Source organism: Enterobacter cloacae complex sp. P6RS (genome assembly GCF_014982245.1).
In the GTDB taxonomy this organism is placed as follows: Bacteria; Pseudomonadota; Gammaproteobacteria; order Enterobacterales; family Enterobacteriaceae; genus Enterobacter; species Enterobacter bugandensis.
The window spans coordinates 233,070-256,802 of record NZ_JADCLB010000004.1; the positions used below are offsets into that span (position 1 = coordinate 233,070).

The 23,733-nt window shown below is 56.2% G+C and carries 24 protein-coding genes; 18 read left to right on the forward strand and 6 right to left on the reverse strand.

Translation table 11 applies throughout. The features are described from left to right. Nucleotides 1-168 precede the first annotated feature (168 nt). Nucleotides 169-2,190, forward strand: coding sequence for an FAD-dependent oxidoreductase (locus tag INF73_RS03435; RefSeq protein ID WP_193541014.1), 2,022 nt, complete (start codon nucleotides 169-171; stop codon nucleotides 2,188-2,190). Here the strand turns inward: INF73_RS03435 and rlmG are convergent. Next, nucleotides 2,187-3,323 carry a 23S rRNA (guanine(1835)-N(2))-methyltransferase RlmG gene (gene rlmG, locus INF73_RS03440; protein ID WP_028014499.1) on the reverse strand — a complete coding sequence of 379 codons (1,137 nt, stop codon included), beginning with the start codon at nucleotides 3,321-3,323 and terminating at the stop codon, nucleotides 2,187-2,189. The two genes, INF73_RS03435 and rlmG, sit on opposite strands and share 4 nt — an antisense overlap. Nucleotides 3,324-3,406: 83 nt before the next feature. On the opposite strand from rlmG, the gene INF73_RS03445 reads away from it, so the two are divergent. The 4 genes from INF73_RS03445 (at nucleotide 3,407) to sstT (ending at nucleotide 7,661) form a co-directional block, all read left to right on the forward strand. Beyond that, on the forward strand, nucleotides 3,407-3,910 hold the full coding sequence (locus tag INF73_RS03445) for a YgjP-like metallopeptidase domain-containing protein (RefSeq protein WP_023333531.1): 504 nt from the start codon (nucleotides 3,407-3,409) through the stop codon (nucleotides 3,908-3,910). A gap of 70 nt (nucleotides 3,911-3,980) precedes the next feature. Further along, nucleotides 3,981-4,979, forward strand: coding sequence for a Gfo/Idh/MocA family protein (locus INF73_RS03450; protein ID WP_028014500.1), 999 nt, complete (start codon nucleotides 3,981-3,983; stop codon nucleotides 4,977-4,979). A 250-nt stretch (nucleotides 4,980-5,229) separates the two neighbouring features. Beyond that, a complete protein-coding gene (locus INF73_RS03455; protein ID WP_193541015.1) occupies nucleotides 5,230-6,198 on the forward strand; it encodes a TerC family protein in 969 nt (322 codons plus the stop codon). Nucleotides 6,199-6,419: 221 nt separating this feature from the next. Then, entirely contained in the window at nucleotides 6,420-7,661 is a 1,242-nt protein-coding gene (gene sstT / locus INF73_RS03460; RefSeq protein ID WP_041907970.1) for a serine/threonine transporter SstT, read from the forward strand. A gap of 140 nt (nucleotides 7,662-7,801) precedes the next feature. Here sstT and INF73_RS03465 read toward each other — a convergent pair whose 3' ends face one another. Both INF73_RS03465 and uxaC read right to left on the reverse strand, forming a co-directional pair. Next, on the reverse strand, nucleotides 7,802-9,289 hold the full coding sequence (locus tag INF73_RS03465) for a UxaA family hydrolase (protein WP_088204363.1): 1,488 nt from the start codon (nucleotides 9,287-9,289) through the stop codon (nucleotides 7,802-7,804). A gap of 17 nt (nucleotides 9,290-9,306) precedes the next feature. Then, the gene (gene uxaC / locus INF73_RS03470; protein ID WP_193541017.1) at nucleotides 9,307-10,719 is read right to left on the reverse strand and encodes a glucuronate isomerase; all 1,413 of its coding nucleotides are present in this window, start codon (nucleotides 10,717-10,719) and stop codon (nucleotides 9,307-9,309) included. A 476-nt stretch (nucleotides 10,720-11,195) separates the two neighbouring features. Between uxaC and INF73_RS03475 the strand changes: the two genes are divergently transcribed. The 11 genes from INF73_RS03475 (at nucleotide 11,196) to INF73_RS03525 (ending at nucleotide 18,482) form a co-directional block, all read left to right on the forward strand. After that, entirely contained in the window at nucleotides 11,196-12,494 is a 1,299-nt protein-coding gene (locus INF73_RS03475; RefSeq protein ID WP_059357219.1) for an MFS transporter, read from the forward strand. 115 nt (nucleotides 12,495-12,609) lie between these two features. Then, nucleotides 12,610-13,386: a transcriptional regulator ExuR gene (gene exuR / locus INF73_RS03480; RefSeq protein ID WP_028014506.1), complete on the forward strand. Its 777-nt coding sequence runs from the start codon at nucleotides 12,610-12,612 to the stop codon at nucleotides 13,384-13,386. Nucleotides 13,387-13,729: 343 nt separating this feature from the next. Next, nucleotides 13,730-14,392 (forward strand): DedA family general envelope maintenance protein YqjA, encoded by a 663-nt coding sequence (yqjA, locus tag INF73_RS03485; RefSeq protein WP_008503144.1) that lies wholly within the window; start codon nucleotides 13,730-13,732, stop codon nucleotides 14,390-14,392. A gap of 2 nt (nucleotides 14,393-14,394) precedes the next feature. Further along, complete coding sequence (gene mzrA, locus INF73_RS03490; protein WP_028014507.1) at nucleotides 14,395-14,778, forward strand: EnvZ/OmpR regulon moderator MzrA; 384 nt, start codon at nucleotides 14,395-14,397, stop codon at nucleotides 14,776-14,778. Between the two features lie 143 nt (nucleotides 14,779-14,921). Beyond that, a complete protein-coding gene (locus tag INF73_RS03495; RefSeq protein ID WP_028014508.1) occupies nucleotides 14,922-15,290 on the forward strand; it encodes a DUF1090 domain-containing protein in 369 nt (122 codons plus the stop codon). Between the two features lie 29 nt (nucleotides 15,291-15,319). After that, on the forward strand, nucleotides 15,320-15,625 hold the full coding sequence (locus INF73_RS03500) for a YqjD family protein (RefSeq protein ID WP_008503141.1): 306 nt from the start codon (nucleotides 15,320-15,322) through the stop codon (nucleotides 15,623-15,625). Between the two features lies 1 nt (nucleotide 15,626). Beyond that, on the forward strand, nucleotides 15,627-16,025 hold the full coding sequence (locus INF73_RS03505) for a phage holin family protein (protein WP_041907961.1): 399 nt from the start codon (nucleotides 15,627-15,629) through the stop codon (nucleotides 16,023-16,025). Then, nucleotides 16,022-16,318 (forward strand): YqjK-like family protein, encoded by a 297-nt coding sequence (locus tag INF73_RS03510; protein WP_014885330.1) that lies wholly within the window; start codon nucleotides 16,022-16,024, stop codon nucleotides 16,316-16,318. The genes INF73_RS03505 and INF73_RS03510 overlap by 4 nt, the downstream gene beginning before the upstream one ends. A 241-nt stretch (nucleotides 16,319-16,559) precedes the next feature. Continuing rightward, on the forward strand, nucleotides 16,560-16,952 hold the full coding sequence (locus INF73_RS03515; protein WP_193541019.1) for a DoxX family protein: 393 nt from the start codon (nucleotides 16,560-16,562) through the stop codon (nucleotides 16,950-16,952). Between the two features lie 72 nt (nucleotides 16,953-17,024). Next, nucleotides 17,025-18,011 carry a glutathione S-transferase family protein gene (locus INF73_RS03520; protein ID WP_193050533.1) on the forward strand — a complete coding sequence of 329 codons (987 nt, stop codon included), beginning with the start codon at nucleotides 17,025-17,027 and terminating at the stop codon, nucleotides 18,009-18,011. A 105-nt stretch (nucleotides 18,012-18,116) separates the two neighbouring features. Further along, nucleotides 18,117-18,482, forward strand: a complete 366-nt coding sequence (locus tag INF73_RS03525) for a DUF805 domain-containing protein (protein ID WP_028014511.1) — start codon at nucleotides 18,117-18,119, stop codon at nucleotides 18,480-18,482. A 41-nt stretch (nucleotides 18,483-18,523) separates the two neighbouring features. Here INF73_RS03525 and yhaJ read toward each other — a convergent pair whose 3' ends face one another. Further along, nucleotides 18,524-19,426, reverse strand: coding sequence for a DNA-binding transcriptional regulator YhaJ (yhaJ, locus tag INF73_RS03530; RefSeq protein ID WP_003862655.1), 903 nt, complete (start codon nucleotides 19,424-19,426; stop codon nucleotides 18,524-18,526). Nucleotides 19,427-19,530: 104 nt separating this feature from the next. Here yhaJ and INF73_RS03535 point away from each other — a divergent pair, with 104 nt between their 5' ends. Further along, on the forward strand, nucleotides 19,531-20,232 hold the full coding sequence (locus tag INF73_RS03535; protein ID WP_193541021.1) for a pirin family protein: 702 nt from the start codon (nucleotides 19,531-19,533) through the stop codon (nucleotides 20,230-20,232). 47 nt (nucleotides 20,233-20,279) lie between these two features. On the opposite strand, the gene INF73_RS03540 is transcribed toward INF73_RS03535, so the two are convergent. Together INF73_RS03540 and INF73_RS03545 are read right to left on the reverse strand one after the other, a co-directional pair. After that, on the reverse strand, nucleotides 20,280-21,581 hold the full coding sequence (locus INF73_RS03540; RefSeq protein WP_193541023.1) for a serine dehydratase subunit alpha family protein: 1,302 nt from the start codon (nucleotides 21,579-21,581) through the stop codon (nucleotides 20,280-20,282). A gap of 20 nt (nucleotides 21,582-21,601) precedes the next feature. Then, a complete protein-coding gene (locus INF73_RS03545; RefSeq protein WP_041907950.1) occupies nucleotides 21,602-22,933 on the reverse strand; it encodes an amino acid permease in 1,332 nt (443 codons plus the stop codon). A 349-nt stretch (nucleotides 22,934-23,282) separates the two neighbouring features. On the opposite strand from INF73_RS03545, the gene INF73_RS03550 reads away from it, so the two are divergent. Then, the gene (locus INF73_RS03550; protein ID WP_045260104.1) at nucleotides 23,283-23,732 is read left to right on the forward strand and encodes an STM2901 family protein; all 450 of its coding nucleotides are present in this window, start codon (nucleotides 23,283-23,285) and stop codon (nucleotides 23,730-23,732) included. Nucleotide 23,733: the final 1 nt, after the last annotated feature.

Genomic DNA, 23,733 nt, shown 5'->3' on the forward strand with positions numbered 1-23,733 from the left:
TGCGCTTATCCGTCCTGGGGTTTTGTAGGCCCGGTAAGCGTAGCGCCACCGGGGAAGTTCTTTGAGATCTATCACAATCATTCGATCCCGCTTTTACCTTTCTGCTGCCGCTGGCTAAATTAGTAACTCATCCGACCACATAACAATAATTTTACACTGGAAGAGACTATGAGCCGCTACCCGTCGCTATTCGCCCCCCTCGATCTGGGGTTTACCACCCTCAAAAACCGCGTGCTGATGGGCTCGATGCACACCGGGCTGGAAGAGCGTCCGGACGGAGCCGAGCGCCTGGCAGCCTTCTATGCCGAACGCGCCCGCCACGGGGTGGCGCTGATTGTCACCGGCGGCGTAGCCCCTGCCCCTTCAGGCGTGACGATGGAGGGCGGCGCAGTCCTGAATGATGCGACACAGCTGCCGCATCACCGCATTGTCACGGACGCGGTGCATAACGAAGGCGGCAAAATCGCCCTGCAAATTCTGCATACCGGGCGCTACAGCTATCAGCCAAAGCTGGTTGCGCCATCGGCTATTCAGGCGCCGATTAACCGCTTTACTCCTCACGCCCTCAGCCACGACGAGATCCTGGCGCTGATCGACGATTTTGCCCGCTGCGCCGCGCTGGCGCGTGAGGCGGGCTACGACGGCGTTGAGGTGATGGGCTCTGAAGGCTATCTGATTAACGAATTCCTCGCCGCACGCACCAACCAGCGCGACGACGAATGGGGCGGTGACTATGCCCGCCGGATGCGCTTTGCCGTGGAGGTGGTGCGCGCGGTGCGCGAACGTGCGGGCGCGGACTTTATTATCATCTTCCGCCTGTCGATGCTCGACCTGGTGGAGGGCGGCGGCACGTTCGACGAAACCGTGCAGCTGGCGCAGGCGATTGAAGCTGCAGGTGCCACCATCATCAACACCGGGATTGGCTGGCACGAAGCGCGCATCCCGACCATCGCCACGCCGGTGCCGCGCGCGGCGTTCAGCTGGGTAACGCGCAAGCTGAAGGGCAAAGTCTCCGTTCCGCTGGTAACGACGAATCGCATTAACGACCCGCAAGTGGCGGACGATGTGATCTCACGCGGCGACGCCGATATGGTCTCGATGGCGCGTCCGTTCCTCGCGGATGCCGAACTGCTCTCCAAAGCGCAAAGCGGCCGTGCGGATGAGATCAACACCTGCATCGGCTGTAACCAGGCCTGTCTGGATCAGATCTTCGCCGGCAAAGTCACCTCATGCCTGGTGAACCCCCGCGCCTGCCATGAAACCAAAATGCCGGTGGTTGCGACGGTCAGTCAAAAACGCCTGGCCGTGGTGGGCGCTGGCCCCGCTGGGCTGGCGTTTGCGGTGAATGCCGCCTCGCGCGGGCACAGCGTGACGCTGTTTGATGCCGCCGGTGAAATTGGCGGGCAGTTTAATATCGCCAAACAGATCCCCGGCAAAGAGGAGTTCTATGAAACCCTGCGCTACTACCGCCGGATGCTCGATCTGACGGGTGTTGATCTGCGGCTTAACCAGTTTGTCAACGCGGTGGATCTCATCGACTTCGACGAAGTTATCCTCGCGAGCGGGATCGCACCGCGCACGCCTGCAATCGAGGGTATCGATCATCCGAAGGTGTTGAGCTATCTGGACGTACTGCGCGACAAAGCGCCCGTTGGCGAGAAGGTGGCGATTATCGGCTGCGGCGGGATCGGCTTTGATACCGCGATGTATTTAAGCCAGCCGGGCGAGGCCACCAGCCAGAACATCGCCGAGTTTTGCGTAGAATGGGGCATTGATACCAGCCTGAGCCAGTCCGGCGGATTACGGCCGGAAGGGCCGCAGCTGTCGAAAAGCCCGCGCCAGATCGTGATGCTCCAGCGTAAGGCCAGCAAGCCGGGTGAAGGGCTGGGCAAAACCACGGGCTGGATCCACCGCGCCACCCTGCTCTCGCGCGGGGTGAAGATGATCCCGGGGGTGAGCTACCAGAAGATCGACGACGACGGGCTGCATGTGCTGATCGGTGGTGAACCGCAGCTGCTGCGCGTGGATCATGTGATTTTGTGCGCCGGACAGGAGCCGAAGCGCGATCTGGCCGATCCGCTGCGCGAAGCGGGTAAAACGGTGCATCTGATTGGCGGGTGCGACGTGGCGATGGAGCTGGATGCGCGGCGGGCGATTGCGCAGGGCACCCAGCTTGCACTGGTTATTTAGCGACGACGCCCCAGCTTCACCGCTTTCAGCACCACAAACTTGTTATTGGTCGCAATAGTGACGCAGTTGCCGAAAATCTTCTTCAGCTTGTGGAAGTAGTCCAGGTGGCGGTTCGCCACGATATACAGCTCGCCGTTGATTTTCAGGCAGCGGCGCGCGTGGTGGAACATCTCCCACGCGACGTTATCCGTCAGGGCGTGCTTCTGGTGGAACGGCGGGTTGCAGAACACGGCGTTAAAGCGGAAAGGCTCAACGCCGGAGAGCGCGTTGTTGATCATAAATTCGCAGCGATCCACCGCTTCCGGCATGTTGGTTTCTACGTTCAGACGGCTGGAGGCCACCGCCATCGGCGACTCGTCGCTGAACACCACGCTGGCTTCCGGATTCTTCGCCAGCAGCGTCAGGCCAATCACGCCATTGCCGCAGCCCAGATCGACAATCTCCCCTTCCAGGTTTTCCGGCAGGTGCTCCATAAAGAAACGCGCCCCAATATCCAGCCCGGTGCGGGAGAAAACGTTCGCATGGTTATGGATGGTCCAGTCGGTGCCTTCCAGTTTCCAGCTCAGCGTCTCCGGCGCGTCGGCCAGCTCCGGTGCGCTGAAGGTGCAGTTGATCAGGCGCGCTTTTTTCCAGGCAAGCGTGGTAGTGGTCGGGCCGAGCACTTTCTCGAACAGCTCCAGCGTTGAGGTGTGAATATCGCGCGCTTTGGCACCCGCAATGATGCGGGTTTCCGGCGTGACGACTTTGCGCAGCGCGCGCAGCTGTTGCTCCAGCAGTGCCATGGTTTTTGGTACTTTGATCAGCACCACGCCCGGCGCCTGCGGGTAGTCCGCGGTGCTGTCGAGGAACTTCACGCTGGACTCGTCGATGTCGTTATGGCGCAGGTTTTCACGTGTCGCCAGTTCGCTCAGGTAGGAATCGCCAATGCTGTAAGGCGTGTGCTCTGCCAGGGCGCAGCCCAGGGCACCAAACGCGTCATTCAGGATCAGAACCGGGCCGCGGATTTCAGTCTCATCCAACTGCTGCAGCAGATATTCATCCGCCGCTTCCCACGCCTGAAGCGGGTTTACGTCGTCCGTTTCCGGGAAACGTTTAAGGTTGAGTGAACGGAAACCGTTGTCTAAGTGGCTCATCGGCCCTCCTGAATGGTAAAATTTGGCGTATCCCTGAAAAGGGTGCGTGAGTATACCCGTTTTCGCATTAATTTGGGCTTTTGATGAACCAACTTACTTATCTCCAGGGCTATCCGGAGCATTTACTGACTCAGGTTCGCAGCCTGATTGCCGAGCAGAAGCTCGGCGCGGTGCTGGAAAAACGCTATCCCGGCACGCACGATTTCGCGACCGATAAGGCCCTCTGGCAGTATACGCAGGATCTGAAAAGCCGATATCTGAAGAGCGCGCCGCCGATCAACAAGGTGATGTACGACAACAAGATCCACGTGCTGAAAAACGCGCTCGGCCTGCACACCGCCATCTCCCGCGTGCAGGGCGGCAAGCTGAAGGCTAAGGCGGAGATCCGCGTGGCGACGGTGTTTCGTAACGCGCCGGAAGCCTTTCTGCGGATGATCGTAGTCCATGAGCTGGCGCACCTGAAAGAGAAAGAGCACGACAAAGCGTTCTATTCCCTGTGCTGCCACATGGAGCCGCAGTATCACCAGCTGGAGTTTGATACCCGCCTGTGGCTTACGCATTTATCGTTAAATGGTAATGCGGAATAGCGCACTGGTTTTGCAATAATCCCGTGCTACAGTGGCTAAAGGTTCCCCGCTACGGAGTACGTAAACGTTTATGATACGTTTCGCAGTCATTGGAACGAACTGGATCACGCGCCAGTTCGTCGACGCCGCCCACGAAACCGGCAAACTTAAACTCACCGCAGTCTATTCCCGCAGCCTTGAGCAGGCGCAGAGCTTTGCTAACGACTACCTCGTCGAGCATCTCTTCACCTCCCTGGATGAAATGGCGCAAAGCGACGCCATTGACGCGGTCTATATCGCCAGCCCGAACTCCCTGCACTTCCCGCAAACGGCGCTGTTTCTCGGCCACAAAAAGCACGTGATTTGCGAGAAGCCGCTGGCCTCGAATATTGAGGAAGTGGAAGCGGCCATTGCGCTTGCCCGCGAAAACCAGGTGGTGCTGTTCGAAGCGTTCAAAACCGCCAGCCTGCCGAATTTCCTTCTGCTGCAGCAGTCCCTGCCGAAAATTGGCAAAGTGCGCAAAGCCTTTATCAACTACTGCCAGTATTCGTCGCGCTATCAGCGCTATCTGGACGGCGAGAATCCGAATACTTTTAACCCGGCCTTCTCAAACGGCTCGATTATGGATATCGGTTTTTACTGCCTGGCCTCTGCCGTAGCGCTGTGGGGCGAGCCGCACGGCGTTACGGCCACCGCCAGCCTGCTGGAGAGCGGCGTGGATGCACACGGTTTGGTGGTGCTGGATTACGGTGATTTCAGCGTCACGCTGCAGCACTCCAAGGTGAGCGATTCCGTGTTGCCGAGCGAAATTCAGGGCGAAGCCGGGTCGCTGGTCATCGAGAAGATCTCCGAATGTCAGAAGGTGAGCTTCGTGCCGCGCGGCGGCAAAGCGCAGGAACTGACGCAGCCTCAGCATATTAACACTATGCTCTATGAGGCAGAGGTCTTCGCCCGTCTGGTGGAAGACAATGAAGTGAATCACCCTGGCCTTGCGGTAAGCCGCACCACGGCGAAGCTGCAAACCGAGATCCGCCGCCAGACCGGCGTGGTGTTCCCGGCAGACGGCATAGGCGCGGAAGCGATCGCGTAAAGCTGTGTAATGAAACGGCGCAGGCCATTGACGAAACCGATGGTCTGACATATTTTGTTACCTGCAAAGGGGAGTAACTTCTTCGCCGGTGGATCGTCATTACGATGCGTAAAATATGCATCCGGTCGCCGGGCAACCTTCGTGGTTGTAAGTGAGACCTTGCCGGAAGGCGAGGTCTATGCATAAAAAGCTAACGGCTATCGTCTTCTGACCATGGCCGTTTTTGTTTTTTATGTGTAAGGAAAATAGTATGCATTCTGTCGGCACTCCAATGCTGTGGGGCGGATTCGCGGTTGTCGTGCTCATCATGCTGGCGATCGACCTCTTTTTGCAGGGTCGTCGCGGCGAGCACGGCATGAGCGTTAAGCAGGCCGCCGTCTGGTCGCTGGTCTGGGTTACCCTCTCGCTCCTCTTTTGCGCCGCCTTCTGGTGGTACCTGGCCTCAACCGAAGGCCGTGTGGTGGCCGATCCTCAGGCGCTCGCCTTCCTCACCGGTTATCTGATTGAAAAAGCCCTGGCGGTTGATAACGTCTTCGTCTGGCTGATGCTGTTCAGCTATTTCGCCGTGCCTGCAGCCCTGCAGCGCCGCGTGCTGGTCTACGGCGTGCTGGGTGCCATCATCCTGCGTACCATCATGATCTTCGCCGGCAGTTGGCTGATTACCCAGTTCGAATGGCTGCTGTACGTGTTCGGCGCGTTCCTGCTGTTCACCGGGGTCAAAATGGCGCTGGCGAAAGAAGACGATACCGGTATCGGTGATAAGCCGCTGGTGAAGTGGATCCGCGGCCATCTGCGCATGACGGACAAGATCGAGAGCGAGCACTTCTTCGTGCGTAAGAACGGCCTGCTGTTTGCTACCCCGCTGCTGCTGGTGCTGATTCTGGTCGAGCTGAGCGACGTGATTTTCGCGGTAGACAGCATCCCGGCAATCTTCGCGGTGACGACCGATCCGTTCATCGTGCTGACCTCTAACCTGTTTGCGATCCTCGGTCTGCGTGCCATGTATTTCCTGCTGGCAGGCGCGGCAGAGCGCTTCTCGATGCTGAAGTACGGCCTGTCGGTGATCCTGGTGTTTATCGGTATCAAAATGCTGATCGTCGATTTCTACCACATCCCGATCGCCATTTCGCTCGGCGTGGTGTTCGGCATTCTGCTGGTGACGCTGGTTATCAATACCTGGGTTAACCGCCAGCACGATAAAAAGCAGCAGGCGGAGTAATCCCCTCACCCTAACCCTCTCCTCAAAGGGGAGAGGGTTAACACACTTTTGTGACTCAATAGTTAAAAAATATGATGTGACACGTAAAATCCAGCATTTTACTCTTCCGCCTTTCCCCGCTTTCCTTGATACTCAACCAGGCAAACAAATATTTACACCCTGAAATAAATGTGACTTAGAGCACATCCAGGATGGAACACAATTTCACTTAGGAATTTAGTATGAGCACACAATCTAAGGGCCTGCTTGCGCGTCTGACGCAGGGTAGCCTGGTTAAACAAATCCTGGTAGGTCTGGTTCTGGGTATTCTGCTGGCGCTGGTGTCAAAACCTGCCGCGGAAGCGACGGGGCTTCTCGGAACGCTTTTCGTGGGCGCGCTGAAGGCCGTTGCGCCGGTGCTGGTACTGATGCTGGTCATGGCTTCTATCGCCAATCACCAACACGGACAAAAAACCAACATTCGCCCGATTCTCTTTTTATATCTGCTGGGCACGTTTTCTGCTGCGCTGACCGCAGTGGTCTTTAGCTTCCTCTTCCCCTCCACGCTACATCTGACCTCTGCGGCGGGCGACGTCACGCCGCCTTCAGGCATTGTGGAAGTGCTGCGCGGCCTGCTGATGAGCATGGTTACGAACCCCATTGATGCTCTGCTGAATGCCAACTACATTGGCATTCTGGTGTGGGCGATCGGCCTGGGCTTCGCCCTGCGTCACGGCAACGAAACGACGAAAAACCTGGTCAACGACATGTCCAACGCCGTGACCTTTATCGTTAAGGTCGTGATTCGCTTTGCACCCATCGGTATCTTCGGTCTGGTGTCGTCTACCCTGGCCACAACTGGCTTTGACGCGCTGTGGGGCTACGCGCAGCTGCTAATGGTGCTGGTCGGCTGTATGCTGCTGGTGGCGCTGGTGATCAACCCGCTGCTGGTGTTCTGGCAGATCCGCCGTAACCCGTATCCGCTGGTGCTCACCTGCCTGCGCGAGAGCGGCGTATACGCCTTCTTCACCCGCAGCTCGGCGGCAAACATTCCGGTTAACATGGCGCTGGCGGAGAAGCTGAACCTGGACCGCGATACCTATTCCGTGTCGATCCCGCTGGGTGCGACCGTGAACATGGCGGGTGCGGCGATCACCATCACCGTGCTGACCCTGGCGGCCGTGCAAACGCTGGGTATTCCTGTGGATCTGCCAACGGCGCTGCTGCTGAGCGTGGTGGCGTCGCTGTGTGCCTGTGGCGCATCCGGCGTGGCGGGCGGTTCGCTGCTGCTGATCCCGCTGGCGTGCAATATGTTCGGCATCCCGAACGAGATCGCCATGCAGGTTGTGGCCGTCGGCTTCATCATCGGCGTGCTGCAGGACTCCTGCGAAACTGCACTGAACTCCTCTACAGACGTGCTGTTCACCGCAGCGGCCTGTCAGGCGGAAGACGCGCGTTTAGCGAAGAACGCGCTGCGAGGTTAACAGCAAAACGGCAACCCTGAGGTTGCCGTTTTTAGTGTTTGTACCTTCTCCCACAGGGAGAGGGTCAGGGTGAGCGCATCAGGCCGCACCGATTAAAGTTCAGTAGGTCGGGTAAGCGCTAGCGCCCCCCGACAAAACACTTAAAGCGTCACACCACTCTTAAAGATCGCCAGCTCGCGGAAGTCGTTCTTCTCATTACAGGTCTGCCTGCCGTTAGCAAACTCCACGATAGTATCCACGAACTCCGTCAGCAGCTGCGGCATCGCTTTGCCGTGGATCAGCTGGCCTGCGTCGAAATCGATCCAGTGCTTTTTCTTCGCCGCCAGCTCGCTGTTGGTGGCGATTTTGACCGTCGGCACAAAACCGCCGTACGGCGTACCGCGACCGGTGCTGAACAACACCATGTGACAGCCCGCCCCCGCCAGCGCGCTGGTGGCGACCGCATCGTTACCCGGCGCGCTCAGCAGGTTCAGGCCGTGGGTTTTCAGGCGTTCGCCGTAGCGCAGAACGTCCACCACCTGGCTGGCTCCCGCTTTCTGGGTGCAGCCGAGGGATTTCTCCTCCAGCGTGGTGATTCCGCCCGCCTTGTTCCCCGGCGACGGGTTCTCGTAAATGGGCTGATTGTGGGCGATAAAGTACTGTTTGAAGTCGTTCACCATGGTGACGGTCTTCTCAAACGTCTCTTCGTCACGGCAGTGGCTCATCAGAATGCGCTCCGCACCAAACATCTCCGGCACTTCGGTCAGCACCGTGGTGCCGCCGTTGGCAATCACGTAATCCGAGAAGCGGCCCAGCATCGGGTTGGCGGTAATGCCGGAAAGACCGTCAGACCCGCCGCACTCCAGACCAAACTTCAGCTCGCTCAGCCTGCCCGGCTCGCGCCTGTCGTGGCGCATCACCTCATACAGCTGATGCAGCTGCTCAACGCCCGCTTCCACTTCGTCGTCCTGATGCTGGCACACCATGAAGTGCACGCGCTCAGGGTCGAATTCCCCCAGCGTCTCGCGGAAGGCGTCGACCTGGTTGTTCTCGCAGCCGAGGCCGATCACCAGCACCGCGCCTGCATTCGGGTGGCGCACCATGTTTTGCAGCATGGTGCGGGTGTTGATGTGGTCGTCACCCAACTGGGAGCAGCCGTAGGTGTGGCTGAACAGATGTACCCCGTCGATGCCCTCGGCATCGTGGGTCTCCTTCAGAAAGCGGGTCTGGATCTGACGCGCAATGCCGTTCACGCAGCCGACGGTCGGCAGGATCCACAGCTCGTTGCGGATCCCCACATCACCGTTTGCGCGACGGTAGATTTGCACCTCACGATCCCCCGCCTGCACGCCTGCCTTCGGGAGTTCAGGCTGATAGCTGTACTCGTCCAGATCGCTGAGATTGGTGCGGGTATTGTGGGAATGAATATATTCACCCGGCGCAATATCCGCCAGCGCATGGCCGATGGGCAAACCGTACTTCACCACGTTCTCCCCTTTTGCAATGGGGATCAGGGCAAACTTGTGTCCACGTCCAATGGCCTGGCGCAACGTGACCGACTGGTTATCGAAGGCCACTTCCGTGCCTTCGGTTAAATCTGCCAGCGCGACGGCCACGTTATCCAGCGAATGGATTTTGATGTATTGCATATCAACCTCAGACGGCCTTAGTTCAGTTCAATGGCGAAGTAGTCACGCGCATTGTTAAAGCAGATGTTTTTCACCATGTCGCCCAGCAGCTGGAGATCCGCTGGAGCTTCGCCCGCATGCACCCAGCGACCAATCATCTGGCACAGGATGCGGCGGAAATATTCATGACGGGTATAGGACAGGAAGCTGCGGCTGTCGGTCAGCATACCCACGAAGCGGCTTAACAGACCGAGCTGCGCCAGCTGCGTCATCTGACGCTCCATGCCGTCTTTCTGATCGTTGAACCACCAGCCGGATCCGAACTGCATCTTGCCCGGCATACCTTCGCCCTGGAAGTTGCCCACCATGGTGCCCAGCACTTCGTTATCGCGCGGGTTCAGGCAGTAGAGAATGGTTTTCGGCAGCAGGTTTTGCTCGTTCTGTTTGCTCAGCAGTTTTGACAGCTCTTCCGCCAGCGGGCGGTCGTTGATGGAGTCAAAGCCCACGTCCGCGCCCAGCAGTTTGAACTGGCGCTGGTTGTTATTGCGCAGCGCGCCGATGTGGTACTGCTGTACCCAGCCGCGACGGGCATATTCCGCGCCGAGGAACACCAGCACCGCGGTTTTGAACTGCGCCACTTCATGCTGGCTAAGCGATTCACCGGAGAGGCGACGCGCCAGGATGCTGTCCAGTTCGGCTTCGTTGGATTCCGCGAACAGCACCACGTCCAGCGCGTGATCAGAGACTTTACAGCCGTGCGCCGCAAAGTGATCCAGACGTTTGGTCAGCGCGGTTTGCAGATCGGCAAAACGACGGATGTCGGTATCGGACACTTCCGCCAGCTTCGCCATATAGTCGTTGAACGTGACCTGCTCAATGTTGAAGGCTTTGTCCGGGCGCCAGCTTGGCAGCACTTTAATGTCAAAAGAGGCGTCTTTGGCGACAACGGCATGATGCTCCAGGGAGTCAATAGGATCGTCGGTGGTGCCCACCATCTTCACGTTCATCTGCTTCATGATGCCGCGCGCGGAGAAGTTATCCTGCGCCAGCAGCGCATTGCACTGGTCCCAGATCTCATCCGCCGTAGCGGGAGAAAGCAGCTTGCCGGTGATGCCAAACGGACGGCGTAGTTCGAGGTGCGTCCAGTGGTATAGCGGGTTACCGATGGTGTGCGGCACGGTAGCGGCCCAGGCGTCGAACTTCTCGCGATCGGTCGCGTCGCCGGTACACAGGCGCTCGGCCACGCCGTTGGTGCGCATTGCGCGCCATTTATAGTGGTCACCCTTCAGCCAGATATCATACAGGTTTTTGAAACGGTAATTTTCGGCAACCTGCTGCGGCGGTAAGTGGCAGTGGTAGTCGAAAATCGGCTGGTCTTTAGCGTAGTCATGGTACAGGCGGCGGGCAAATTCGGTATCTAATAGAAAATCGTCGGTCATAAACGGCGTCATTATCGTCTTCCTCATTACGGGAGCGTCAGAAAGCGTATGTTCATATGCTGCAAAGTTATCACACCAATTTCCACCCACCGAAGCTTTTTTCGTGAGTGAGATCAATAAACGCTAACAAATAAATTACCCTCAATGGGGTAAACCCTTCTACAGGCCGCGCCGTTACTGGCTTTGCGCGCAGCGATTAATGTCCCTACAAAGAATCATGCATTTGTGATGTCACTCACCTTTTAAAGTTGTATGACAAGTTATCTTTTCGCCGTCGCAAACACTAAGCCGACGGAATGCATTACCGGTGTGAGAGGCATCGGGTTTAACGGTACGGATACCGACTTATGCACGCTTACTTATGGCAAGGTTCGGGCCGTTCCGGGACATTCTCCCGGCTACGCCCCTCCCGTTACACAACTGCTCCCGGCAACGGTTGAGAGGTTGCCGTGCTCTGGCGCGGAAATAACATAACGATGAGGTTTTAGATGCGTAAAATTAAAGGGTTACGTTGGTATATGATCGCACTGGTGACGCTGGGCACCGTGCTGGGCTACCTGACACGTAACACCGTGGCAGCCGCGGCGCCGACGTTGATGGAAGAGCTGCATATCTCCACGCAGCAATACTCTTACATCATCGCGGCCTATTCTGCCGCTTACACCGTCATGCAGCCTGTTGCTGGGTATGTTCTCGATATTCTGGGTACCAAAATCGGCTATGCCTTCTTCGCCATCGCCTGGGCGGTATTCTGCGGTGCAACCGCACTGGCAGGCAGCTGGGGCGGCCTGGCGCTGGCCCGTGGCGCGGTCGGTGCGGCAGAAGCCGCGATGATCCCGGCGGGGCTGAAAGCCAGCTCCGAGTGGTTCCCGGCAAAAGAGCGTTCCATCGCGGTGGGTTACTTCAACGTGGGCTCGTCCATCGGGGCAATGATTGCGCCACCGCTGGTGGTGTGGGCCATCGTGATGCACAGCTGGCAGATGGCATTCATCATTTCCGGCGTGCTGAGCTTCGCCTGGGCAATGGCGTGGCTGGTTTTCTATAAACACCCGCGCGATCAGAAAAAACTCTCCGAGGAAGAACGCGAATACATTATTGGTGGTCAGGAAGCGCAGCATCAGACCAACAATGGCAAGAAGATGTCCGTCTGGCAGATCCTGGGCACCCGTCAGTTCTGGGGTATCGCCCTGCCGCGCTTCCTGGCTGAACCGGCTTGGGGCACCTTCAACGCGTGGATCCCACTGTTTATGTTTAAAGTCTACGGCTTTAACCTGAAAGAGATCGCGATGTTCGCCTGGATGCCGATGCTGTTCGCTGACCTGGGCTGTATCGTGGGCGGGTACCTGCCGCCGCTGTTCCAGCGCTGGTTTGGGGTGAACCTGATCGTTTCCCGTAAGATGGTGGTGACCATGGGTGCCCTGCTGATGATTGGCCCGGGCATGATCGGCCTGTTCACCAGTCCGTATGTGGCTATCGCCCTGCTGTGCATCGGTGGATTTGCGCACCAGTCCCTGTCCGGCGCGCTGATTACGCTCTCGTCTGACGTTTTCGGTCGCAACGAAGTGGCCACCGCCAACGGCCTGACCGGGATGGCCGCCTGGACCGCGAGTACGATGTTTGCGCTGGTCGTCGGCGCGCTGGCGGATACCATCGGCTTCAGCCCGCTGTTCGCCGTGCTGGCTATTTTCGACCTGCTGGGCGCGGTGGTGATCTGGACGGTGCTGAAAAGCAAATCCGCAGAGGAGCTGGCGAAAGAGTCTCTCGGGCGACCGGCTACGCAGAGTTAGCGAAAATGCGTTTTACCGAAGCCGCCCCCGGGCGGCTTTTTTAATGGCAAAATCTGGAGAGTATTCCGTGAAAGTGGTATAACAAATCATCTGCCGTACCCTGCCTGGAGCGCATATGGAAATCACCGAACCACGTCGTTTATATCAACAACTTGCTGCCGAGCTGAAAGATCGCATCGAGCAAGGGGTCTATCTTGTCGGTGATAAACTTCCCGCCGAGCGCTTTATCGCGGATGAAAAAAGCGTAAGCCGAACCGTGGTGCGCGAAGCGATTATCATGCTGGAAGTGGAAGGCTACGTTGAGGTACGCAAAGGTTCCGGCATTCACGTTATTTCTAATCAGCCTAAACACTCTCCGGTGGCGGATGAAAGTCTAGAATTCGCCAGCTACGGTCCGTTTGAGCTGCTCCAGGCTCGCCAGCTGATCGAAAGCAATATTGCCGAATTTGCCGCTACGCAGGTGACCAAGCAGGACATCATGAAGCTGATGGAGATCCAGGAGAACGCTCGCAAGGAAAAATGTTTCCGTGATTCCGAGTGGGACCTGCAGTTTCACGTTCAGGTCGCCCTGGCAACCCAGAATACGGCGCTGGCGGCAATCGTTGAGAAAATGTGGACTCAGCGCGTTCACAACCCGTACTGGAAAAAACTGCACGATCATATTGATTCCCGTACCGTGGACAACTGGTGTGACGACCACGATCAAATTCTTAAGGCGCTGATTCGTAAAGATCCCCATGCCGCTAAGCTCGCCATGTGGCAGCACCTGGAAAACACCAAGCAGATGCTCTTCAATGAAACCAGCGACGACTTCGAATTTAACGCTGACCGCTATCTTTTTGCCGATAATCCTGTCGTTCATCTCGATACGGCCCCGAGCGGCGCAAAATAGGCGACCTTTCTACCGGCAGGCGCTTCGCTGCGCCTCCCCGCCTGAATGGGTAAGCAAAACATATATAGTGTCAGCCTTTGTAAAATCCCTCGCTCACTTTCAGGGCTTACGCCAAAATCACCTCACCCTGCAAATTCTGTGACGCAGAACGTTGGGCTTTGTTACAATTGGATTCACTTCGTTATTTTGAAAGTTAGTGCTTGCTAACCAGCCAATTAACAGGGAACAGTGTTGGCCACACCGCAATGTGTCCGCGAGCGACCATAATGAAATCACAACAATGTCGCCGTGCTGTTTATCCCGGATAACAGGCGAGACGTTAACCGATTTCCAGGAACACTGAATGGAACTTTTGACCCAACTGCTGCATGCCCTTTGGGCGCAGGATTTTGAAACGCTGGCCAACCCTTCCATGATTGGCATGCTCTATTTTGTCTTGTTTATGATTCTGTTCCTTGAGAATGGTTTGCTGCCTGCAGCCTTCTTGCCGGGTGACAGTTTGCTGGTGCTTGTCGGCGTGCTGTGTGCTAAAGGCGCAATGGCGTTCCCGCAAACCATTTTATTACTGACCGTCGCGGCCAGCCTTGGCTGCTGGGTGAGTTATATCCAGGGAAGATGGCTGGGCAATACCCGAATAGTACAGAACTGGCTTTCCCATCTGCCTGCGCACTATCACCAGCGGGCACACCACCTGTTCCATAAGCATGGGCTTTCCGCGCTGCTGATTGGCCGCTTTATCGCCTTTGTGCGCACCCTGCTGCCCACCATTGCCGGGCTGTCCGGGTTGAGCAGCGCACGCTTCCAGTTCTTCAACTGGATGAGCGGCCTGTTATGGGTTCTGATCCTGACGACGCTGGGCTATGCGCTGGGTAAAACGCCGGTCTTCATGAAATATGAAGATCAGCTGATGTCCTGCCTGATGCTGCTGCCTGTTGTTCTGCTGGTCTTCGGCCTGATCGGCTCGCTGGTTGTCCTGTGGAAGAAAAAATACGGAGCGCGAGGTTAACGATGGTTATCTCACCGCTCGCCATGCGCCGCTTTGCCTGTGCCTTTATTGCACTGGTGATGCTCAGCGCCGTACTGCTGGCCTGGAACACGCTTTCACATCAGGACGCTACGCTGGCCATTCGCCCGGTAAACCAGGGGGGCGGTGTGCCTGACGGTTTTTCTGTCTGGCATCATCTGGATGCAAACGGCATCCGCTTTAAAAGCATCACCCCGCAGGACGATGTTTTACTGATTAAGTTTGATTCCCGTGCGCAGAGCGCTGCCGCGAAAGCGGTTCTTGACCGTACGCTGCCGCACGGCTATATCATTGCCCAGCAGGAAGATGACAACCCGCCAGCCGCGTGGTTATCATTGATTCGCGATACGTCGCATCGGTTTGGATAACTTCCTGGATTCCGAATCTTTTCACTCACTTTGGTGAATTCCCCGTTTACTTACTATGCTTAAGTACGCGGAGCACCCCTCGAATGTACTCCGCATCATTTTGGATAGCGGCTAACCCCGCAGCACAATGGAAGGTTTCGATAATGAAATTCCGCATGACCCTGGCTCTGGCCCTTTTTTCTTTAAGCACAACGACCTTCGCAAACTCTCTCTGTCAGGAGAAAGAACAGGATATTCAGCGTGAGATCGGTTATGCCGAAAAGCATAACAATCAGCACCGTGTTGATGGTCTCAAAAAAGCGCTGAGCGAAGTGAAAGCGAACTGTTCAGACAGCAAGCTGCGTGCCGATCACCAAAAGAAAATCGCTGAACAGAAGGACGAGATAGCCGAGCGCCGTCAAGACCTGCAGGAAGCGAAAGAGAAAGGGGATGCGGAAAAAATTGCTAAGCGCGAGAAGAAGTTGAAAGAGGCGCAGGACGACCTGAAAGCGCTGGAAGCTCGCGATTATTGAGTTAACGGAAATCTCAACAGGAGAGAATCATGTCAAAAGATACGACGTCTGAACATCTGCGCGCTGAACTGAAATCCCTGGCCGATACCCTTGAAGAGGTGCTGAACTCCTCTGCCGATAAGTCGAAAGAAGAAGTAAGCAAGCTGCGCAGCAAAGCGGAGCAGGCGCTGAAAGAGAGCCGCTACCGCCTGGGTGAAACCGGTGATGCACTGGCGAAACAGACCCGTGAAGCGGCTGCGCGTGCAGATGAATATGTGCGCGACAATCCATGGACGGGAGTTGGTATTGGTGCCGCAGTGGGTGTGGTACTGGGTGTCCTGCTGACGCGTCGTTGATATGGAAGATCCTCGTCACGCACAAGGGCCTGCTAATAACGTCCTCGGCATCGGCCAGCGTATTTTAACGACGCTGGTTGGGATTGCCGAAACGCGCGTCCGGCTGGCAGTGGTCGAACTGGAAGAGGAGAAAGCGAACCTCTTCCAGATGCTGCTGATGCTCGGGCTGACCATGCTCTTCGCCGCGTTTGGTCTGATGAGCCTGATGGTGTTAATCATCTGGGCCATTGACCCGCAGTATCGACTTAACGCGATGATTGCCACGACCGTCGTTCTGCTGGTCGCGGCGCTGATTGGCGGCATATGGACGATGCGTAAAGCGCGCAGGTCCACTTTCCTGCGCCACACGCGCCAGGAACTGGCTAACGATCGCGCCCTGCTGGAGGATGACAAGCCGTGAGCGATAAAGCGGAACGTCAGAAGCGAAAAGCGTACCTGTTAAGTCAGATCCAGCAGCAGCGGCTGGATCTGTCTGCCAGCCGCCGTGACTGGATCGACGCGACGCGACGGTTTGACCGTGGCTGGAATACCTTCCTGAGCCTGCGTTCGTGGGCGCTGGTCGGCAGCAGCGTGATGGCTATCTGGACGGTTCGTCATCCGAATATGCTCATCCGCTGGGCCCGACGCGGTTTTGGTGCCTGGAGCGCCTGGCGTCTGGTCAAAGCAACGTTGCGGCAACAACAGCTGCGGTGATAAACGCAAAACGGTAACTCAGGTTACCGTTTTTTGTTTCTGCCCTTCTCCCCGTGGGCTGAGGGCACCAGCGCGCACCTGCCCTTACTCAATATCTTTGAAGAAGATTGACAGTTTTCCTTGCTAACAATTGCTACCCGCCCCGTTTACACTCCTCTCCATCGACAGCAGAGCCGCGGTATCTACGCGGAATTGCAGACAAATAATGTTCAGCCGCTTATGTGGTTTCCTGGAGAGTAAAATGAAAAAATTAGAAGATGTTGGTGTACTGGTCGCGCGTATTCTGATGCCAATTCTGTTTATCGTGGCAGGCTGGGGCAAAATCACCGGATATGCGGGTACCCAGCAGTATATGGAAGCCATGGGCGTTCCGGGGTTCCTGCTGCCGCTGACCATTCAGCTTGAGTTCGGCGGCGGTCTTGCAGTCCTGTTCGGCTTCCTGACCCGCACCACCGCGCTGTTTACCGCAGGCTTCACCCTGCTGACCGCGTTCATCTTCCACAGCAACTTTGCGGAAGGCGTGAACTCACTGATGTTTATGAAAAACCTGACCATCGCGGGTGGCTTCCTGCTGCTGGCGATCACCGGCCCAGGCGCATACAGCATCGACCGCGTTCTGAATAAGAAATGGTAAGCAAGCTATACTGAATAAACACAAAGCGAGGAGACATCTCCTCGCTTTTGCTATCTGACGGAGGAGTAAAAAATGGGACAACTCGTAGACGGCGTCTGGCAGGATGTCTGGTATGACACCAAATCCACCGGTGGACGCTTTAAGCGCTCTGTTTCGGCCTTCCGTAACTGGCTGACCGCCGACGGCGCCCCCGGCCCGAGTGGCGAAGGGGGCTTCGCGGCGGAGAAAGATCGTTATCATCTGTACGTTTCCCTCGCCTGCCCGTGGGCGCACCGCACGCTGATCGTGCGCAAGCTAAAAGGCCTCGAATCCTTCATTCCGGTTTCAGTCGTCAACCCGTTGATGCTGGAAAACGGCTGGACGTTTGACAGTGATTTCCCTGCGGCAACCGGCGACGATCTTTATCACCACGATTTCCTGTACCAGCTCTATCTGCGCGCCGATCCGCACTACACCGGACGCGTGACCGTGCCGGTGCTGTGGGACAAGAAAAACCAGACGATCGTCAGCAATGAGTCCGCGGAAATCATCCGCATGTTCAATACCGCGTTTGATGCGCACGGCGCCCGCGCCGGGGATTACTACCCGGTCGAGCTACGCGAGAAAATTGACGAGCTGAACAGCTGGATTTACGACAACGTCAACAACGGCGTCTATAAGGCCGGTTTCGCCACCAGCCAGGAAGCCTATGACGAAGCGGTCGGAAAGGTGTTTGAATCGCTGGAGCGCCTGGAGCAGATCCTGGGCCAGCATCGCTACCTGACGGGCGATCGCCTGACGGAAGCGGACATTCGCCTGTGGACCACGCTGGTTCGCTTTGACCCGGTCTATGTCACCCACTTTAAGTGCGATAAACACCGCATCAGCGACTACCTGAACCTGTATGGTTTCCTGCGAGACATCTACCAGATGCCGGGGATCGCGGAGACGGTCAACTTCGACCATATTCGCACTCACTATTTCCGCAGCCACAAGACCATCAACCCGACGGGCATCATCTCCATTGGCCCGTGGCAGGATCTGGATGAACCGCACGGGCGCGACGTGCGTTTCGGATAATTATTTAGGGAATCAATTGATTCCCTTTTTTAATTCACAGCATACATCTATCCTTACCTCGATCGCTTAGAAAACAAGTGATTGACTGATTAAGAGGCAAGGAAAATGGACTGGTATTTAAAAGTACTGCGCAACTACGTTGGATTTGGTGGCCGCGCCCGCCGCAAAGAGTACTGGATGTTCGTTCTGGTGAACTTCGTCCTGATTATGGTGCTGGGCATCGTGGATAAAATCCTCGGCTGGGAGCGCGCCGGCGGTGAAGGTGTACTCACTACGATTTATGGCTTGCTGGTTTTGCTGCCTTCATGGGCCGTGCTGTTTCGTCGTCTCCACGACACCGATCGTTCGGCGTGGTGGCTGCTGTTGCTGTTAATCCCGCTTGTCGGCTGGATCGTGATTTTAATTTTCAACTGTCAGAGCGGGACGCCGGGCGAAAACCGCTTTGGTCCGGATCCTAAGATCGGCGCGTAAATTACTGCCCGGTGGCGCTTACGCTTACCGGGCCTGCTCGCTTATTTGTTGTGATGCGCAAAGAGCTTTGGAATTTCGCGCAGGCACCACGATTTGGCTTCGCCCATGCTGTCGCGGCGCCACGCCATAATAATGTCCACTTCGCTGGTGTACTCCGGGCTCACCACCCTTAGTCGCCCTTCCGCAATATCTTTTTCCACAAACGGGTAAGGCATCGTCGCCACGCCCAAACCGGCCAGCAGCGCCTGCCGCTTGTCTTCCAGTGACGTGACCGTCAGACGCGGCTGTTTATCCAACAGCTGGACCGTCAGCACCGGACGCTCGCGCGCGGTATCCGCCACCGCCACGCCGCGGTACTTCACGCGCGTCACTTCAGAGAGCGGCTCCGGCTCCTGGTGAATCGGGTGATCCGGCGCGGCGACGTAGACGTTCATGACGCTGTAGAGCTTGCGCGAGTTGATTTCTGACGATGAGCGGAAATGCATGTCAGGCGCAATGACGATATCCGCCCTGCCCGTCTCCAGACGCTCCCACGCCCCGGCCAGCACCTCGGTGATGATCGACAGCTGCGTATTGGCCTTCGCCGCCAGGCGGTCTACCAGCGGGAACAGCGCTTCGGTCGGCACCAGCGCTTCGGTGACTAACGTCAGGTGGGTTTCCCAGCCTCGCGCCAGCGCTTCGGCGTCCGTGGTGAGCTTGTCCGCCGCTTCCAGCAGCACGCGACCTCGCTCCAGCAGCATCCGCCCCACGTTGGTGAATTTTGTTCGATGACCGGAGCGATCGAAGAGCACGACGTCCAGCTCTTCCTCCAGTTTTTGCATGGTGTAGCTTAGCGCAGACGGAACGCGCCCCAGTTCATCTGCCGCCGCGGCAAAGCTGCCGCGCCGGTCAATCGCGTCCATGACGCGAAGCGCCTCAAGCGTCAATGCTCTCTCTTTAGCCATCTCGTTCTCATTCAGGAAATTTGAACATACCAGGCAGAATATCTGGCTAACAATGCAGCGTCCATACCTTTACCATTGTTTTAGTGTAAAGAGAGGTCAAGTTTATGATTACGACAAGAACAGCGAAACAGTGCGGACAAGCCGATTTCGGTTGGCTGCAGGCCCGCTACACCTTTTCCTTTGGACACTACTTTGACCCTAAACTCCTCGGTTACGCTTCACTGCGCGTGTTGAACCAGGAAGTGCTCGCCCCGGGCGCCTCCTTCCAGCCGCGTACGTATCCGAAAGTCGATATCCTGAACCTGATCCTGGAAGGCGAGGCAGAATACCGCGACAGCGAGGGCAATCATGTCCAGGCAAAGGCTGGCGAAGCGTTGTTAATTTCCACGCAGCCGGGCATCAGCTACAGCGAGCATAACCTCAGCAAAGACAAAACGCTGACGCGCATGCAGCTGTGGCTCGACGCCTGCCCTGAGCGAGAAAACCCGCTGGTGCAGAAAATAGATCTGAAGGGCGATAAACAGCAGCTGATTGCCTCGCCTGACGGCAGCAAGGAAAGCCTGCAGCTGCGACAGCAGGTATGGCTGCACCATATCGAACTGAAAAAAGGTGAACAGGCAAGCTTCCAGCTGCACGGCCCGCGCGCCTATTTGCAGTCCATTCACGGTACGGTGCATGCGGTAACGCACGCGGAAGAGAAAGAAGCGCTCACCTGCGGCGACGGGGCGTTTATTCGTGACGAAGCGAATATCACCCTGGTGGCAGATACGCCGCTGCGCGCGCTGCTGATTGATTTGCCGGTTTAAAGCCCCTCTCACCCTGGCCCTCTCCCCAATGGGGAGAGGGGAAATTTTTACACCTTACTCGCCATAATCTCAATAATCTGCCGGTCCGTTGCCTGCATTGAGCGGCACGCCAGGGCGCACAGGTTAGAGATAGACTGTTCCACGTCGTGCGCTACAATCCCCTCGTTGCCCGTCACGCCCGACTCATCCAGCGCCATCATCACGGCTTTCCAGGCGCTGGTGACGCTGGTCGAGACTTTCATGGCGCAGCTGTTAGACGCCCCGTCGCAGATCATCCCGCTGACGTCACCGATCATACTGCCGATGGCCATTGCAATCGTCTGATAGCTTCCGCCCATCAGCCACGCCATCCCTGCGGCGGCCCCCATACCGGCCGTTGTCGCCGCACACAGCGCGGACAAACGCGGAAGCTGGTAATGGATGTAGATAGCCGACAGATGCGAGAGCATCAGCGCCCGCGCCAGCCGTTCGTCATCGGCCTGAACATGTTCAGCGATCACGACAACCGGCATGGTGGCTGTAATTCCCTGATTCCCGGAGCCCGAGTTGCTCATCGCCGGCAGCGTCGCGCCGCCCATGCGGGCATCCGAGGCCGCACTGGTGCGGATAACGATGTCTGAACCCAGATCCTGCGCCATCCATCCGCGTGCGCGCTGCTTATTGAGGGTGGCGCCAATGTGTAGCCCCCACTTCCCGCTAAGCCCTTCACGAGAGAGCGCGTCGTTCAGTTGCCCTGCATCCAGGATAAAGCGGATCGCCTCGAACGGAACCTGTTCGACAAACTCCAGGATCTGCGAGAGCGTGGTGTTTGACAGTACCGCCAGCGGATCGTTACTTACCTCGGCCTGCCGCTCGTCAAGACTGAAGCGCGTTTCGCCGTGACAAACCACCTCCACCACGCGGGTATGTCCGCCCGCAATGGTCACCATGGCCGAGGCCTCACCGGCGTAGACGCAGGCACGTGAATAGAGGATCTCATCGCACGGCTCCTGCAATTTCACCTGCACCAGACCGGCGTTAAGCATTGCTTTGGCCCGCGCCAGCGCATCGGCGGTGACATATTTCAGCACCTCCAGCCCTGCCTGCGCATTGCCACCGATGGCACCCAGCGCCGCCGCAATGGGCAGCCCGACCATGCCGGTGCCCGGCACCGTTACGCCAAGCCCGTTCTTCATCAGATTCGGCGATACCCACGCCTCAATCATCGTGACGTCGCCGGGCAGTTGCTCTGCGGCAATCGCACAGGCAAGAGCCAGAGAAACGGGCTCGGTGCACCCCAGCGCAGGCTTAACTTCTTCCTGCACTACGCGAATAAATTGATTCCATAAAGGATGAGTTTGCTCAGACATCGTTACGACCTTATTTGCCCTCAGGAAAATGCGAGGAAAGGAGAAACACAAAGCAGCAGCCCGGTGATAACAATAATCACCAGCGATACGCCCTTATATTTATGCAGCGCCGGTACCTTGTAGACCAGCCATGCAGGGATCAGGCAGCCCACCATGCCGAAGATGGGGCTACAGATAGAGGTGAAGCTCAGTACCGGCGCGTTTAACACGATCGCGCTCCAGGCCAGCAGGATAGCGAACAGCATGATCCCGCGCTGGACGATGCTTTCATTAATACGTTCAGCCGGCATTTTACGGCGCAGGATATTCATCACGATCCCCTGCGTGGCTTCGCGGAAGCCGAGATAGACACCGAAGAAGGCGGTCATAACGGCAAAAATATTGAGGATCACGCTGACGATTTTGACCCAGCCCGCGCCGTCGCCGCTGATAAACTGCGCCGCAATCGCCAGGGCGGAAATGTTCTGCTCGTAGGCTTTCACCGCTTCGTCGTGTCCCATCGCCAGGGTGAAAGAGACGGCGTAGAAGAAGACCGTGACAAACAGTATGCCAAAGGCGATATTCATCGCCCGCAGCGCCTTATGACGCGCCACCTCAACGGATTTTTCCCGTGAACGATAGGAAATCACCATCGGGCTTAAGGTCTGAATAAACAGAATGGAGGTTAAGGTAAAGGGCAGCGTAATAATGGCATTTTTTATCAGCAACCCCATTGGCGGCAGCATGCCCACGTTGGCTAAATGCCAGAGACCAATCATCGAAAGCCCCAGCGCCGCCACCACAAATAATTTGGTCAGCACCATCAGACTGGAGACTTTAAACAGCAGCTTTTCACCACGCGAAGAGATGGCGACCAGAATACAGATCAGGAATAAGCCGTAGAAGGGATTTTCCGACAGCAACCCCTCGGTGACCCCGAAGGTGTGCAAATAGGATGCGCTGTCGTTGGTGATAGCCGTGGAATAGACAAACATCCAGATGACCAGCATCACGAAATAGAGCGCACCTAATAAGATGCCCCAGTTTTTACCTAAATAACCGCTAATCACGCTCGGGTAGTCTTTACATTCCGGGGATTCCGCCAGCGTATTAATAAATAATCGCTGGAAGAGGTACATGGCCGGATAGCCAATTATCGACGAGAGCAAAAAGACCCACAGCCCCATTAATCCAACCTGCACCGGAAGAAAAACGATACCCGCGCCGATAGCCATCCCGATACTCATGATGACCCAGCCCGTGTCGGTGCTGTCGAATTTGATCGCCTCTCGCCATTCGCTTTCGCTCATTCCCGCCCGCCTTGCCGCAGGGGAATCACTCACAATCACACTGCTGTTTGTTGCCATATTCATTGGGCACTCGCTTATTTTGTAGGGTAAACAATTGTTTTTATTAGGTTCCGAACGCCAGCGATTGCGATTCAGAGAGTGCAGGTGTGTGTTGTTGGTATGGGAAGATCATATCCGTAGCGCGGGAGAAAAAAGTCACAATCTTTATGCGGACTTCCTAAACTTAGAGAAAAAAACGCCTCATTTTTAATGATGTTTGGTAAAAAATTCTAAAAGTGACGCATTTCACAGAATCAATATATTTAAGAAATGGATCTTTTTTAGGAATTTATAAAGATGATTGTTCTACTTTATGCCTTCAAATTTTTATACGATAGCATCACTGAAACCACTCTATTATTATGGCTATGATATGGATACCGTTGAAGAGCTCAATGGAACATACTTCTATAAAGGTGTATGTAATATCTCGGCGTCTGAGTTATTTTTTTGGATTTTCCTTGATACTACCGATGAACAATTCGGTGGATTAAAAGATGCAGTAATGATGGCTACTATGATCCTTGGTTTACCTATACTTGAGACCAGAACAAAGCCAGAAACGGCTACTATAGGTACTTCCGTGGCTTCTAAGTATCTTCGTGATCTTCTGAATGTACAGCTACCACACCGATTACCTACGATTACCCTCGCAAGCTTTAAATACCGAAAACCAATGTATACCAAAAACTTAGGTGCATTCATTGGTCGATGGATCCCTGCATTGGGAATAACCATACTTGCTGCTGATCTTGCAACGATAAGTTACAAAACACTCTCACGATATAATACGATTGCTCACCCTAAAGATCGGATTTGGTGAA